This is a genomic window from Kitasatospora sp. NPDC058478, from assembly GCF_042720345.1.
In the GTDB taxonomy this organism is placed as follows: Bacteria; Actinomycetota; Actinomycetes; order Streptomycetales; family Streptomycetaceae; genus Kitasatospora.
Window position 1 is genome coordinate 12,552 of the sequence record NZ_JBHXML010000017.1, and the last position, 13,182, is coordinate 25,733.

Consider the following 13,182-nt stretch of genomic DNA (forward strand, 5'->3'; position numbering starts at 1 on the left):
GGGTCCGCTTCGGCGGGCCCCGTTTCGCGTGTCACGTCCGGTGGGGGCGGAGGGCGGCGCGCAGGCGGGGGTCGGGGAGGACAGCGGGGCCGTTCATGGCGACGGCGGTGAGCAGTTCGCGCTCCTCGTCGTCGGCGAGGCCGTGCTGGCGGGCCGGGCGGACCTCGCGCAGCACCTCCTGGCCGACCGGGGACGCCCAGCGGGTGTAGGGGTAGACGTCGACCCGGGCCATCAGCAGGGTGCCCGAGGTGAGCACCAGCGGCAGCGAGAACCAGGCGAGCGGGGCGACGGTGTCACCGCCGGTGAAGCCGGTGAGGGCCAGCGCGGCGGCCAGCAGGAGGAGCGTCAGCAGCAGTGCGTGCCGCACCTGCCGGACCACCAGGACGGTGCTGCGCTGGACCAGGGCCGGGGTGGCGAGGCCGGCCAGCGAGAGCCGGGCGCCGATCTCCAGGACGGTCGGGTGCTCGGCCATCGCCTGGCGCAGCCCGTCGGTGCGGCACTGGCCGTCGGGGCCGACGGTGACGATGACCGCGCGTTCCAGGCGGCTGCGGCCCCGGGGGTCGACCACCGTCGTCCAGCCGGTGTGCGCCAGGTGCAGCCGGCCCCGGCCGGCCATCAGGACGAGGGCGAGTTCGACCACCCGGTCCGGGCCGCCGGCCAGGTAGGCCGTCTCGTACAGCCCGATCCCGACGGCCTCGGGCGGGCGCAGGCCGTCCGCCTCGGCCAGGGCGTCGGCGGTGGCGGTCGTCCGGACCAGCCGGAGACACGAGAGGACCGCCGCGACGCACGCCGGTATCAGGAACAGCAACCACATGGGCTTGTTGTATGCCTGGGCCGACGGCGCGGGGAACGGCTTCCCGGACCGCGATACCGAACTGTGACGTCAGGAGCCGCAGCCGCCGCCGCCACCGCAGCTCGACGAGGACGACCCGCAACTGGACGAGGACGACCCGCAGCTCGACGAGGAGGAGCCGCAACTGCTGGAGCCGGAGCCGCAGCTGGAGGACGAGGATCCGCAGCTGCTGCTGCTTCCCCCGCAGCCGGAGGAGCCGGAGTGGGAGGAGCCGCACCAGGCCGTGGAGCCCCCGCAGGAGGACCCGGACGAGCTGCACGAGCTGGGGGGAAAGCTGCTGGAGGAGCCCGTCGAGGAGGAGGCGGCGTAGGAGCTCGCGGCGGCCGACTTCATCGCCTCGTCCTGGGCGGCCGCGGCCAGCATCGCGGACTGCAGCTCGTCGTCCTCCAGCCCGGCGGCGGCCAGCCCGCCGAGCGCGAGGGCGCCCAGCAGCACGCCGCCGGTCGTCTTCGGCGACAGGCCGGCGCTCGGCGTCCACGGCGTGCCGACCTTCATCAGGGAGAGCTGGCGCCGCCCGGCCGGGGTGATCCGGCCCTTGACCGGCCAGGTGACGAGCAGGCTCATCCCGCCGAAGACCAGGAGCACCACCGGGACCCACGGCGCGGGGCGGTCGGAGCCGGCGCCGCCGTCGTCCAGCACGTGGGCGAGGACGGTCGAGACGGCGACGCCGAGCAGCGCGAGCCAGAGCAGCCGCCGGGCGGTGCGGGCCCGCCGCAGCCGCTCGGGGCGGCGCATCAGGCCGCGGTCGGCGAGCCGGTTGCCGATCTCCTGCACGGCGGCGGAGCGCATCACGGCCCGGCGCAGCGGGGCGAGTTCGCGGCTGCCGCCCGGGCCGACGGCGTCCAGGACGGCCTGGTCGACGGCGTCGTACGGCTTGTGCCCGGTGAGGGTGACCAGGCCGGCGCGGCTGATCACGGCCCGCTCGGAGAGGTGCATCCGGATCAGGGCGGTGTCGAAGACCCGGCCGGGGCCGCCGGACAGGAAGGCGGTGTCCATCAGCGGCAGGCCGCGGCCCGGCAGGCCCCGGACGTGTGTGACGTGGCCGACCCGATGCTTGGCCCGGGACGCGTACAGCGAGGCCGCCACCAGCAGGACGGCGGGGATGACGAAGTAGGTGTTGTGCCACATGGGCGGGTTCCCCCCGAAGGTGTGCGGTGAAGACGGGTGCTCAGCGCCTGCTCAGCGCCTGCTCAGTGCCGCAGGGCTCGGCGCAGGCGGGCGAACGCGCCGGGCGGCCGCTCGGCGGCCGGGTGGAGCCACTGCTCCAGGGCCCGGCGGTGGTCGGCGGCGAGCGGGCCGCTGTCGGTGAGTGCCCAGGCGGCGAAGGCCCGGGCGTCGGTGCGGTAGCCGCCGGTCTGCGGGTGCCGGCGGGCGTAGTCGAGGAACAGCGGCCCGTACGGCCGGCCGAGCAGGCGGGGCAGTTCGGGGGCCACCTTGGCGACGGTGTCCCGCCGTTTGGTGGCCAGACCGGTGGACTGGGCGCGGACCTGGTCCGGGTCGAAGCCGGGCGGGACGGGCCCGCCGGCCACCAGGGCGGCGAGCAGGTCCTCCTGGCGCCGCGCCAGCCGGGCGCGGGTGCCGCTCGGGCACGCGCCCGCCGCGGTCTCCCGGGGCTCGGTGCGGGGGGCCGGTGGGGCCGTCCGCGGGGTGCTCCCCTCCAGCACCCGGCGGATGGCGTCCAGTTCGCCGGCCAGCTCGCTGGGCGGCGGGAAGGCGGCGTCCCGTTCCAGCAGGACGCCGGGTGGTGCGACCCGTGCGCAGAGTTCGGCCAGGACCTCCAGCACCCGTTCGGTGACGGGGTGGGCGTGGGTGTCGTGCCAGACGCCGTCGACCAGGGTGCCGCCGGCGACGTGGACGTAGGCGAGCGCCTCCAGCGGCAGGCGGTCCAGTTCGGCGGCCGGGTCGATGCCGAGGTTGACCCGGTTGGTGTGCAGGTTGGCGACGTCGATCAGCAGCCGGACGCCGGTCCGCTCGACCAGTTCGGCGAGGAACTGCCCCTCGGTCAGCTCGTCGTCGGGCCAGGCCAGCTGGGCGGCGATGTTCTCCAGCGCGAGCGGCACCGGGAGTTGGTCCTGGGCGATCCGGACGTTCTCGGCGATCACCCGCAGCGAGTCCCGGGTGCGGGGGACGGGCAGCAGGTGGCCGGCCTCCAGGCCGCCGGCCCGGACGAACGCCAGGTGCTCGGTGACCAGCGGGGAGCCGAGGGCGAGCGCCGCCCCGGCGAGCTTGGCGAGCCGGGCGGGGTCGGGCAGGTCGGCGCCGCCGAGGCCGAGCGCCACGCCGTGCGGGATGACGGTGACGCCGCGGGCGCGCAGGACCGTCAGGGACTCGGGCAGATGTTCTCGGCGACCACCTCGACCCAGTCCAGGCCGGGTTGGCGTTCGACGACGGTGTCGATCTCGCTGCGCCAGCCGAGGCCGACGCCGAGGCGGGGTGCGCCGCCCCGCGCCGGGGTGGCGGAGCCGGGCAGGTCCAGGGCAGGGGAGGTCATCGGTTCGCCCCCTTTCGGAGGGCCGGGTGGGGAGGCCGTCGGGTGGTGCGGGCTTCGTCGCCAGGACCGCGCGGCCGTGTTGCTGAGGATGTCCCCGGGTGGGGCGGCTGCCAAGCCCCGCCCGGTCTTCTCAGAGCATTATTTGAGCTTGCCGCCGCGGGGGTGAGGGACTTTGGTCCCGAGCCGGGGCCGTTGCCGCAGGTGAGGCGCACCGGCGAGGGAAAATTCGCAGGCGCCGGACGGGCGGGCGGGGCTAGCGTGGGAACCCATGACTTCTTTGACGATCCGTGACTTCCGCCCCGACGACGCCGAGGCCGTGGCCGCCGCCCACCGGGCCGGGCGCGAGCACCTGGTGATGACCTCCGAGGCCCTGCTCTGGATGAACGGCCGGCAGAGCCCGGGCGAGCACTTCCGCACCTTCGTCGCCGAGCTGGACGGCCGGGTGGTCGGCGCGGTGCGCTGTGCGGCGGTGCTCGGGACGACGACCGCCGGCGTCGGGTACGCCAACGGCAGCGTGCTGCCGCGGTTCCGGCGGCGCGGCGCGGCCACCGCGCTGCTGGCCGCGGCCGAACGGCACCTGGCCGGGCACGGGGTGAGCGAGCTGCACACCTGGCTGGACGACGAGCCCGCCTCGCTGGCCTTCGCCACCGCCCGGGGCTACGAGCTCGGGCGCGCGGCGCAGTTCGGCGGACGGGACTTGGCGCTGCCGCTGCCGCAGGCGCCCGTACGGCCGGCCGGCGTCGAGCTGCGCCCGGCCGCCGACTGGGCGGCCGACCCGCGCCCGCTGTTCCTGGTCGAGGCGGACGCCGTCCGGGACGAGCCCGGCGAGGTGCCGATGGACGCCCTGGAGTACGAGGACTGGCTGCGGGGCGACTGGGCCCGGCCGGACCTGGACCGGGCACTGACCGTCGTCGCCGTGGTGGACGGCGAACCGGCCGCGTTCAGCATGGCGCAGACCGACGGGGTGGACCGCTACTGGTCCGCGTTCACCGCCTGCCGCCGGGAGTTCCGCGGGCGCGGGCTGAGCAAGCTGGCCAAGCTGGAGTCGCTGCGCCTGGCGGCCGCGGCGGGCTACCGGCGCGCGTACACCTCCAACGACGAGACCAATGCGCCGATGCTCGCGATCAACGCGTGGCTGGGGTACGAGCGGTGCGCCGGGGAGCGCAAGGGGATCAAGCGCTTGAAGTGACGCCGGGTGCGGCAATCCTGACGGTCGGAATTGCCGCGAGGGGGGTATTTCCGGCCACGGAGGGGACTTAACCAGGGCACACAGTTCGTGGTCGAGTCTTTCTCCGTGGGGATGATATGGAGATCCTGCTCCAGGTGTTCATCGCATCGGTTCCGGCCGTGATCGGCTTCCTCGCGGCCCGCTCCCTCGCCCGGACCAGACTGTTCCTGCGCTACGGCTTCCTGCGGGCGCTGCTGGCGCCGTACAGCCGGGTGCAGATCATCACGCCGAGCATCGAGGTCGCGGAGTTCGCCTTCACCACGGACGGCTGCCAACTGACCAGCCGCGGGCCGAAGAACGTGCTGTTCATGCCGATGGCCGAGGCCAGGGCGATAGCGGGGCTCACCGACCTGCTGCGGAAGGTCAACCGGAAGGCGACGATCGAACTGGTGGTGGCCGGCGCGCAGGATCCGCGGATGCCGACGTTCTCGATCGGGGGCCCGAGCGTCAACTCCTATTCCGGCGGCGTGCTGGACGCGGTGTTCCCGGATTTCGCCATCGAGTACCCGGACGAGGCCCGCGCCCGGTGGGGCGCAATGACCTTCGAGGCGCTGTACAACCCGGCCGGGGAGCTGATCCGCGACCACGGTTTCATCTTCGTGACCCGCACGCCCCGGCAGGCGCCCTGCGTTGTGCTCTGCGGGGTGTTCGCCTTCGGTTCCGCGATGGCGGTGGAGGCGTTGACCGCGGCGAGCCGCAACTCCCCGCTGGCGGCGCTCTTCCGCTCGGGGGAGAAAGGATTCGTCGCGGTGGAGGGGCGGGTGATAGGCCTGGACACCGTCGACGTCACGGTCGAGGTCTGTCGTACCCTGCCCGCGCCCCGGTCCGACGTCCCGTCGGGATTCCGGGGCGAGGTGTCCACGGGTCGTCCCGACGGTTGAGACGATTGGTCTCGACCACAGGGGGCGAAACCGGACAGCTCGGGAGAGTCTGGGGCAGTAACTCCTGGCGGCCGTACAGGTTTTGCCCCGCCCCTGACACACTTTGGGCATAATCGCGCACATGACGATCAACCGTGCGAACGTGAGCGCGATTGCCGAGGACCTGTACGTGTGGCTCCCCCCGAAGCGGGGCTGGGGCCTGGCCAACTGCGGACTGCTGGCCTCGGCGAAGACCGCGCTCTGGATCGACACCCCCTACGACCCCACCCTGGCCGGGGAGTTCCTCGCCGCCAGCCGCCGCCTGCTGCCGGCCGGGGTCGAGGTCGACCGGGTGATCGTCACCCACGCCAACGGCGACCACCTGTGGGGCGCCGGAGTCGTCCCGGACGCCGAGGTGATCTCCACCCGCGAGGCGCTGGAGCACATCCACTACGAGCCCACCCCGCAGCAGCAGCACGCCCTCGTCGTCGGCGGCGACCCGGACTCCCCGCTCGGCGGCTACCTCAGAGAGCACTTCGGACGGTTCGACTGGTCCGCCACCGACCCCGTGCACCCGGACACCGTCTTCACCGGCGAGCTGGAACTGCGGGTGGGGGAGTACCCGGTGCAGGTGACCGGCCTGCCCGCCGCCCACACCGGCGGCGACCTGATCGTCCACCTCCCGTACCAGCGCGCCGTCTTCACCGGCGACGTGATCTTCGGCTCGACCCCCGAGTACCCCGGCGACCACCCGGTGCACTGGGCCGGCCCGCTGGAGAACGTGATCACCGCCTGCGAGCGGATCCTGGCCACCGGCGCCGAGATCTTCGTCCCCGGCCACGGCCCCGTGCTCGACCGCGACGGCGTCCGCCACCACATCGCCTACCTGACGTACGTCCGGGAGCGCGCGCACGCCCTGCACACCGCCGGGATCCCCGCGCTGGACGCCGCCCGGCGGGTGATCGCCGAGCAGCGCCACCCCGAACTCGGCCTGCCCGAGCGGCTGGTGCTCACCGTCGCCGCCGAGTACCGGCACCTGGACGGCACCGAGGTGCCGAACGTCCTGGAGGCCATGGGCCAGGTCGCCCAGGTGGCCCGCGAACTCTCCGAGGACGCCGCCCGCAGCCCGCGCCCGCGCGCCGCCGCCCGGGACTGACCGCCCGGGACTGACCGCCCGCCGCGCCCCGGCCGGACCACCACCGGCCCCCGGCCCGGCAGCAGCCGACCAGCCAGGACCCCCAGAGGACTCCCGAGGACTTCGATGACGCAGATCGCGCAGATTGCGCTGATCGCCCTGGCGCTGGTCGCCGCCGCGACGGCGGGCGTGCTCGCCCGCGGCCGGGCCCGGGCCCTCACCCGGGCGGTCGCCGCCGAGACCGCCCGCGGCCACGGCGAGGAACGCGCCCGCGCCGCCGAAGGCCGGCTGGCCCGCGCCGAGCAGCAACTGCGCGAGGCGCAGGAGGCCGCCCGGCGCGCCACCGAGGAGACCCACCACGCCGAGAGCCGCTACCGGGCCGCCGAGGAGCGCACCCGGGAGGCCGAGAGCCGAGCCCGCACCGCCGAGGACACCACCCGGGAGACCGACCAGCGGGCCGCCGCCGCGAGCACCCGGGCCGGGGAGGCCGAACGGCGGCTCACCGTCGCCGAGGAGCGCACCGCCGCCCTGCTCGCCGAGATCGGCCACCTCGCCCAGGAACGGGTGGCCGCCACCGCCGTCCGGCTCAGCCACGCCAACGCCCCGCTGGTCGGCCCGCTGGACCCGCAGGCCGTCGGCCCCGAGGCCGTCCGGGCGCTGCAGTCCGTCCTGGACGCCGCCTCCGCCGCCCTCACCGACGAACGCGAACGCGTCGACGCCGCCGCCCGCGCCGCCATGCGCGGCGCCACCTCCCGGATCCAGACGCTGCTCTACCAGATCCAGAGCCTGGTCCAGCAGCTCCAGCACGACAACGACGACCCCCGGCTGCTGGAGGTCGACTTCCGCAACGAGGTCGCGCTGCGCCGGATCCAGACCGTCGCCGTGCTCTGCGAAGCCTGGCCCGGCCTGGCCCGCACCGACTCGCCGCTCGCCGAAGTGGTGGTCGGCGCGCTCTCTCGGGTGCCCGGCTACGCCCGGATCAAGGTCGCCAACCACCTGCGCGAGCAGCGGCTCGCCGTGGTCGCCCGGGCCGCCGAGCCGCTGGCCATCACCGTCGCCGAACTCCTCGCCAACGCCTCCGCCTACTCGCACCCGGAGACCGACATCCCGGTCACCGTCCAGCAGGGCGGCCGCGGCGCGCTGGTGATCATCGACGACAGCGGCATCGGCATGGACGACGACCAGCTGCGCCGGGCCCGCCGACTGCTGGCCGGCCCGCCCGACGTCCTGCTCACCGAACTCGGCAACCCGCCCAAGACCGGCTTCGCGGTGATCGGCAAACTGGCCCGCCAGTACGGCTTCTCCTGCCACATCGAGCCCTCGCCGTACGGCGGGATGCGCACCATCCTGCGCATCCCGGCCGCGCTGGTGACCGTCGTCGACGACGAGCAGCCGCTGTCGGTGCTCACCCCGCTGCCGCTGCGGGCCGGCGCCGGCCCGGCCCCCGCGCCCACCGTCCAGGCCGTCCCGCCGATGCGCGACGCCGACGAGGGCGACGGGCCGCCCCCGCTCGCCGACCGGCACAACCAGCCGGGCCCGCACCCCGCGCCCGCCATCCACGCGGTGCCCGACGCGCCGGCCGGCCCCGCCGACCCGGTCGACGACGGCACCGGCCTGCCCAGCCGGCGACGCCGCCGACCGGTCACCGCCGACGGCCCCGGCGCCCCCGAGCCCGCCGCCAGGCCGTCCGCCGCACCGGCCGAGCCGCCCGCCCGGGCCCCCGAGCGGACGCCCGAGCGCGCCGCCGCCCACTGGCAGGCGCTCCAGGAGGGCACCGACTCCGGCCGCGCCGCCGTGGCACAGGCCGCCCGCGGGACCAGCACGACCGGCGAGTCCAGCACGACCGCCGGGACCAGCCCGGCCGCCGGGACCAACACGACCGGCGAATCCAGCCCGACCGGCGGGAGCGGCCCGACCGCGGCCGCCCGCGACACCGGTGCCCGCACCACCGTCCGTCCGCCCGCCCCGACCCCCGAAGGAGCCGAGCAGTGACCAGCACGCCCAGCCCGACCACCACCGACGAGATCTCGTGGGTGCTGACCCCGCTGCTGGAGCTGCCGGGGGTGCTGCACGCGGTCATCGCCACCGGTGACGGCCTCGTCGAGGGAGCCTCCGACGGGCTCGACCGCGCCTCCGCCGAGCGGGTCGCCGCGATGACCGCCACCGTGCACGCCGCCGCCCGAGCGTTCACCAGCGCCTTCACCGACACCGAACGGCCCCGGCTGGCCCAGACCGTCGTCGAGTCCGACCTCGGCTACGCCGTCGTCGTCCCGGCCGGGGAGAACACCTCGCTCGCCGTGTTCACCTCCCCGGAGGCCCAACTCGGCAACGTGGCCTACCAGATGCAGGTGCAGGTCGCCGCCCTGGGTCGTGCCCTCGCGAGTCCGAGCCGGCAGCAGGACACCACCGTCCGATCATGACCGCCGTACCCCGCAGGCGGATGGTGCCCGCCTACCTGGCCACCGGCGGCCGCAGCCGCCCCGGCACCGCCGGCTTCGACCGGCTCACCGTGCTGTTCGCGGACCGCACCGAACCGCCCCGCGAGCTGGAACCCGAACACCAGCGGCTCTGGGAACTGCTGCGCCCCGGCGCGCTGACCGTGGTGGAAGCCGCCGCGCACCTGTGCCTGCCGGTCAGCGCCACCGTCTTCCTCGCGGCCGATCTGGTCGAGGCGGGCTGCCTGCGCGCCCGCGCGCCGATCCCGCGCGCCCAGCAGACCGACCGCTCCATCGTCGAGAGGCTCCTCGTTGGACTCCGTGCGCTCCGGTAGCCCGGCCGACCGGCCGAGCCGGGTGGGCTACCTGCCCGACCGGGACCAGACGCTGATGAAGCTGGTGGTGGCCGGCCCGTTCGGGGTCGGCAAGACGACGCTCATCCGCACCCTCTCCGAGATCGCCACCCTGCACACCGAGGAGGCGATGACCGAGACCGGACGGCCGGTGGACGACCTGGCCGGCCTGCCCGAGAAGGCCACCACCACGGTCGCCGTCGACTTCGGCCGGCTGACCCTGCCCGGCAACCTCGTGCTCTACATGTTCGGCACCCCCGGCCAGCGCCGCTTCTTCCCGCTCTGGCAGGACATCGCCCGCGGCGCCCTCGGCGCGCTGGTGCTCGCCGACACCCGCCGGCTCGCCGACTCCTTCGAGATCATGGACATGGTCGAGGAGCAGGGCCTGCCCTACGCCGTCGCCGTCAACTGCTTCCCGGACGCGCCGGTCCACTCGATCGAGGTGCTGCGCGCCCACCTGGACCTGCACCCCACCACCCCGCTGCTGCTCTGCGACGCCCGCGAGCGCGGCGCCAGCCTGGACGCGCTGATCGCGCTGGCCGAGCACGTCCTCGACGGCCTGCCCGCCGCCCCCGCGGACGCCCCCGACCCCGCGGACCAGGTAGCGACCGTCCCTGCCGCCTCCGCCGCCGAGGAGCGCCCGTGACCACCGACACCCGCCCGACCCCGATCTACGGCCCGGTCTTCGCCGCCGACCCGCAGCTGGTCTACGACCGGCTGCGCCGCTACGGGGCCGTCGCCCCGGTGGAGATCGCGCCCGGCGTCGAGGCCCTGCTGGTCACCGACTACCAGGCCGCCCTGGACCTGCTGCGCGACACCGACACCTTCTCCAAGGACTCCCGCGCCTGGCAGCGCACCGTCGCCCCCGACAACCCGCTGCTGCCGGTGCTCGGCTACCGCCCGACCGCCCTGTTCAGCGACGGCGAGGTGCACGCGCGCTACCGCGCGGTGATCACCGACGGCCTCGCCCTGCTCGAACCGCACCGGCTCCAGCGCCGGGTCGCCGAGGTCGCCCACCAACTGGTCGACCGCTTCGAGGCGGCCGGCACCGCCGACCTGATCGCCGAGTACGCCCGCCAGCTGCCGGCCTTCGTCCTCACCACCTGGTTCGGCGTGCCCGAGGAGCACAGCGCCCGGCTGGTCGCCGGGATCGCCGGGATGATCGAGTCCACCGAGAAGGCCGTCGTCGCGTACGGGGACCTCGTCGCGGTGGTCACCGCCATGGTCGCCGAGCGGCGCGAGCGGCCCCGGCACGACCTCACCTCCTGGTTCGTCACCCACCCGGCCGGGCTGGAGGACGACGAGGTGATCCGGCAGATCACCCTCACCATGATCGCCGGGCACGAGCCGACCACCAACCTGATCGGCAACGCCCTGCTGCGCCTGCTCACCGACGCCCGCTACGCCGGCTCCCTCATCGGCGGCGCGATGACCGCCTACCAGGCGATCGACGAGGTGCTCTGGCACGAGCCGCCGCTGGCCAACCTCTCCGCCCACTACCCGCGCTACGACATCACCTTCCACGGCCGGGAGATCCCGGCCGGCACCCTGGTGCTGGTCTCCTACGCGGCCGCCAACTCGCAGGCCGCGCCGCCCACCGACGGCACCGAGCTGCGCAGCGGCGAGAGCGCCCACCTGGCCTGGGCGGCCGGCCCGCACGGCTGCCCGGCCCGCGACCCGGCGCTGCTGATCGCGATCACCGCGATCGAGCAGCTGACCAGCCGGCTCAGCGACCTCGAACTGGCCACCCCGGCCGAGGAGCTGCTCTGGCGCCCCGGCCCGTTCCACCGGGCCCTGGTCCACCTCCCGGTCCGCTTCGCCCCGACGGCCTGAGCCCCGGCGGTCCGAACCCTGCTGGTCCGAGTCCCGGCGGCCCGGGACGGACGAGGGCCCGGGTGTCCGTCCGTACGGAAACCCGGGCCCTCGCGGCGCGACCGGCCGGCGCTACTCGGCCGGCTTCAGCGTCAGCGAGACGCTGTTGATGCAGTACCGCTGGTCGGTCGGCGTGCCGTAGCCCTCGCCCTCGAAGACGTGGCCCAGGTGCCCGCCGCAGCGGGCGCAGCGCACCTCGACCCGGCGCATGCCGAGCGTGGTGTCCTCGATGTACTGGACCCGGTCCCCGGCCAGCGGCGCGTAGTACGACGGCCAGCCGCAGTGGCTGTCGAACTTGGTCTCGGAGCTGAACAGCTCCGCGCCGCAGGCCCGGCAGCCGTAGACGCCGACGGTCTTGGTGTCGGTGTACTCACCGGTGAACGGGCGCTCGGTGCCCGCCTCGCGGAGCACGTGGTACTCCTCGGGGCTCAGCTCGTCCCGCCACTCGGCCTCGGTCTTCTCGATCTCGTAGCTCATCACGGCTCCCGGTCGGGGTACGTCAGACGTTGGAGGCAACGTTCGAGAGGTGCTGCACGCTTCCCCGGATCTCCTCCAGGATGGCGGGGCCCAGGTTGGTGACGTCGCCGGCGCCCATGGTGAGCAGCAGGTCGCCGGGGCGGGCCAGGCCGGCCAGCACGGCGGGGGCGGCGGCGAAGGAGTGCTCGGCGGTGACGTCGGCGCCGGCCCGGTGGGCGGCGTCGATGATCAGCTCGCTGGTCACGCCGGGGATCGGGTCCTCGCGGGCCGGGTAGATGTCCAGCACCACCGAGGCGTCGGCCAGCGCCAGGGCCTGGCCCATCTCCTCGGCGAGCTGCTGGGTGCGGCTGAACAGGTGCGGCTGGAAGACCACCAGCACCCGGCCCTCGCCCTCCAGACCCTCCCGGATCGCCTCCAGGTCGGCGGTCATCTCGGTGGGGTGGTGGGCGTAGGAGTCGATCACCTGGACGCCGCCGGCCTCGCCCTTGAGCTGGAGGCGGCGCCGCACGCCGGTGTAGGCGCCGAGGGCCTTGGCCAGGTCGGCGGCCGGGACGCCCAGCGCGACGCCGGCGGCCAGCGCGGAGACCGCGTTGTGCGCGTAGTGCCGGCCGGGCACCGAGACGGTGAAGGACAGCTCGGCGCCGTCCAGCTCGACGGTGACCTCGCTGGTCATGCCGCGGGCGACCACCGAGCGGACCCGGACGTCGGCGTCCTCGGCGGCGCCGACGGTCACCACGGTGAGGCCCTCGCGGCCGGCCACCCGGGCGGTCAGCTCGCGGGCGCCGTCGTGGTCGGCGGAGACCACCAGGGTGCCGCCGGGGGTGATCCGGCCGACGAAGGTCTCGAAGGACTCGTAGATCTCCTCGATCGAGGCGTAGTTGGCGTGGTGGTCCAGCTCCACGTTGAGCACGATCGCCACCTCGGGCGCGTACTTGTGGAAGCTGCGGTCGCTCTCGTCGGCCTCGGCGACGAAGATCTCGCCGGCGCCGTGGTGGGCGTTGGAGCCGGGCGTGTCGAGGTCGCCGCCGATCGCGTAGGACGGGTCCAGGCCCAGCTCGCCGAGGGCGACGGCGAGCATGCTGGTGGTGGTGGTCTTGCCGTGGGTGCCGGCCACCGCCAGCGCCCGGCGGCCGCCCATCAGGGCGGCCAGCGCGTCGGAGCGGTGCACCACCGGGATGCCGCGCTCGTGGGCGGCGGCCAGCTCCGGGTTGTCGGCGCGGATCGCGCTGGAGACCACCACGCTGCTGGTGCCGTCCGGCACGTGCTCGGCGGCGTGGCCGACGTGCACGGTCGCGCCGAGGGCGCGCAGCGCGAGGACGGTCTCGGACTCCTTGGAGTCGCTGCCGGAGACGCTGGCGCCGCGCACCGCGAGGATCTTCGCCAGGCCGGACATCCCGGCGCCGCCGATGCCGATGAAGTGCGGGGCGTGCAGGTCGTGCGCGGCGTCGTTCAAGGCGGGGCTCCGTAGGGCGGGGGCG

General features: G+C 74.9%; 12 protein-coding genes and 1 pseudogene. 8 read left to right on the forward strand and 5 right to left on the reverse strand.

Annotated features, from left to right (window positions below; all coding sequences use genetic code 11):
• Positions 1–31: 31 nt before the first annotated feature.
• The 3 genes and pseudogenes from ACFWPT_RS11820 to ACFWPT_RS11830 form a co-directional block, all read right to left on the reverse strand.
• Positions 32–814: a TIGR04222 domain-containing membrane protein gene (locus tag ACFWPT_RS11820; RefSeq protein WP_380376780.1), complete on the reverse strand. Its 783-nt coding sequence runs from the start codon at positions 812–814 to the stop codon at positions 32–34.
• Between the two features lie 69 nt (positions 815–883).
• Positions 884–1,981 carry a TIGR04222 domain-containing membrane protein gene (locus ACFWPT_RS11825; protein WP_380481431.1) on the reverse strand — a complete coding sequence of 366 codons (1,098 nt, stop codon included), beginning with the start codon at positions 1,979–1,981 and terminating at the stop codon, positions 884–886.
• Between the two features lie 62 nt (positions 1,982–2,043).
• Positions 2,044–3,344, reverse strand: a pseudogene (locus ACFWPT_RS11830) (DUF692 domain-containing protein).
• 268 nt (positions 3,345–3,612) lie between these two features.
• Between ACFWPT_RS11830 and ACFWPT_RS11835 the strand changes: the two are divergent.
• From ACFWPT_RS11835 to ACFWPT_RS11870, 8 genes are all read left to right on the forward strand, one after another.
• Positions 3,613–4,533, forward strand: a complete 921-nt coding sequence (locus tag ACFWPT_RS11835) for a GNAT family N-acetyltransferase (protein ID WP_380481433.1) — start codon at positions 3,613–3,615, stop codon at positions 4,531–4,533.
• A 116-nt stretch (positions 4,534–4,649) separates the two neighbouring features.
• The gene (locus tag ACFWPT_RS11840; protein ID WP_063349484.1) at positions 4,650–5,453 is read left to right on the forward strand and encodes a hypothetical protein; all 804 of its coding nucleotides are present in this window, start codon (positions 4,650–4,652) and stop codon (positions 5,451–5,453) included.
• A gap of 121 nt (positions 5,454–5,574) precedes the next feature.
• Complete coding sequence (locus ACFWPT_RS11845) at positions 5,575–6,588, forward strand: MBL fold metallo-hydrolase (RefSeq protein ID WP_380481435.1); 1,014 nt, start codon at positions 5,575–5,577, stop codon at positions 6,586–6,588.
• Positions 6,589–6,693: 105 nt separating this feature from the next.
• Positions 6,694–8,559 carry an ATP-binding protein gene (locus tag ACFWPT_RS11850; RefSeq protein ID WP_380481437.1) on the forward strand — a complete coding sequence of 622 codons (1,866 nt, stop codon included), beginning with the start codon at positions 6,694–6,696 and terminating at the stop codon, positions 8,557–8,559.
• Positions 8,556–8,987, forward strand: a complete 432-nt coding sequence (locus ACFWPT_RS11855; RefSeq protein WP_363368868.1) for a roadblock/LC7 domain-containing protein — start codon at positions 8,556–8,558, stop codon at positions 8,985–8,987. The genes ACFWPT_RS11850 and ACFWPT_RS11855 overlap by 4 nt, the downstream gene beginning before the upstream one ends.
• On the forward strand, positions 8,984–9,337 hold the full coding sequence (locus ACFWPT_RS11860) for a DUF742 domain-containing protein (protein WP_063349488.1): 354 nt from the start codon (positions 8,984–8,986) through the stop codon (positions 9,335–9,337). Before ACFWPT_RS11855 ends, ACFWPT_RS11860 begins: the two co-directional genes overlap by 4 nt.
• Positions 9,338–9,392: 55 nt before the next feature.
• The gene (locus ACFWPT_RS11865; protein WP_380343892.1) at positions 9,393–10,001 is read left to right on the forward strand and encodes an ATP/GTP-binding protein; all 609 of its coding nucleotides are present in this window, start codon (positions 9,393–9,395) and stop codon (positions 9,999–10,001) included.
• A complete protein-coding gene (locus ACFWPT_RS11870) occupies positions 9,998–11,188 on the forward strand; it encodes a cytochrome P450 (protein ID WP_380427221.1) in 1,191 nt (396 codons plus the stop codon). Before ACFWPT_RS11865 ends, ACFWPT_RS11870 begins: the two co-directional genes overlap by 4 nt.
• A 111-nt stretch (positions 11,189–11,299) precedes the next feature.
• Here ACFWPT_RS11870 and msrB read toward each other — a convergent pair whose 3' ends face one another.
• Both msrB and murC read right to left on the reverse strand, forming a co-directional pair.
• Positions 11,300–11,704, reverse strand: coding sequence for a peptide-methionine (R)-S-oxide reductase MsrB (msrB, locus tag ACFWPT_RS11875; protein ID WP_063349491.1), 405 nt, complete (start codon positions 11,702–11,704; stop codon positions 11,300–11,302).
• Between the two features lie 22 nt (positions 11,705–11,726).
• Positions 11,727–13,157, reverse strand: a complete 1,431-nt coding sequence (gene murC / locus ACFWPT_RS11880) for a UDP-N-acetylmuramate--L-alanine ligase (protein ID WP_063349492.1) — start codon at positions 13,155–13,157, stop codon at positions 11,727–11,729.
• Positions 13,158–13,182: the final 25 nt, after the last annotated feature.

Excerpts from the sequence above, each read along its gene's own strand:
- ACFWPT_RS11820 (WP_380376780.1), bottom strand. The coding sequence starts at position 814 with ATGTGGTTGCTGTTCCTGATACCGGCGTGCGTCGCGGCGGTCCTCTCG.
- ACFWPT_RS11825 (WP_380481431.1), bottom strand. The coding sequence starts at position 1,981 with ATGTGGCACAACACCTACTTCGTCATCCCCGCCGTCCTGCTGGTGGCG.
- ACFWPT_RS11835 (WP_380481433.1), top strand. The coding sequence starts at position 3,613 with ATGACTTCTTTGACGATCCGTGACTTCCGCCCCGACGACGCCGAGGCC.
- ACFWPT_RS11840 (WP_063349484.1), top strand. The coding sequence starts at position 4,650 with ATGGAGATCCTGCTCCAGGTGTTCATCGCATCGGTTCCGGCCGTGATC.
- ACFWPT_RS11845 (WP_380481435.1), top strand. The coding sequence starts at position 5,575 with ATGACGATCAACCGTGCGAACGTGAGCGCGATTGCCGAGGACCTGTAC.
- ACFWPT_RS11850 (WP_380481437.1), top strand. The coding sequence starts at position 6,694 with ATGACGCAGATCGCGCAGATTGCGCTGATCGCCCTGGCGCTGGTCGCC.
- ACFWPT_RS11860 (WP_063349488.1), top strand. The coding sequence starts at position 8,984 with ATGACCGCCGTACCCCGCAGGCGGATGGTGCCCGCCTACCTGGCCACC.
- ACFWPT_RS11865 (WP_380343892.1), top strand. The coding sequence starts at position 9,393 with ATGAAGCTGGTGGTGGCCGGCCCGTTCGGGGTCGGCAAGACGACGCTC.
- msrB (WP_063349491.1), bottom strand. The coding sequence starts at position 11,704 with ATGAGCTACGAGATCGAGAAGACCGAGGCCGAGTGGCGGGACGAGCTG.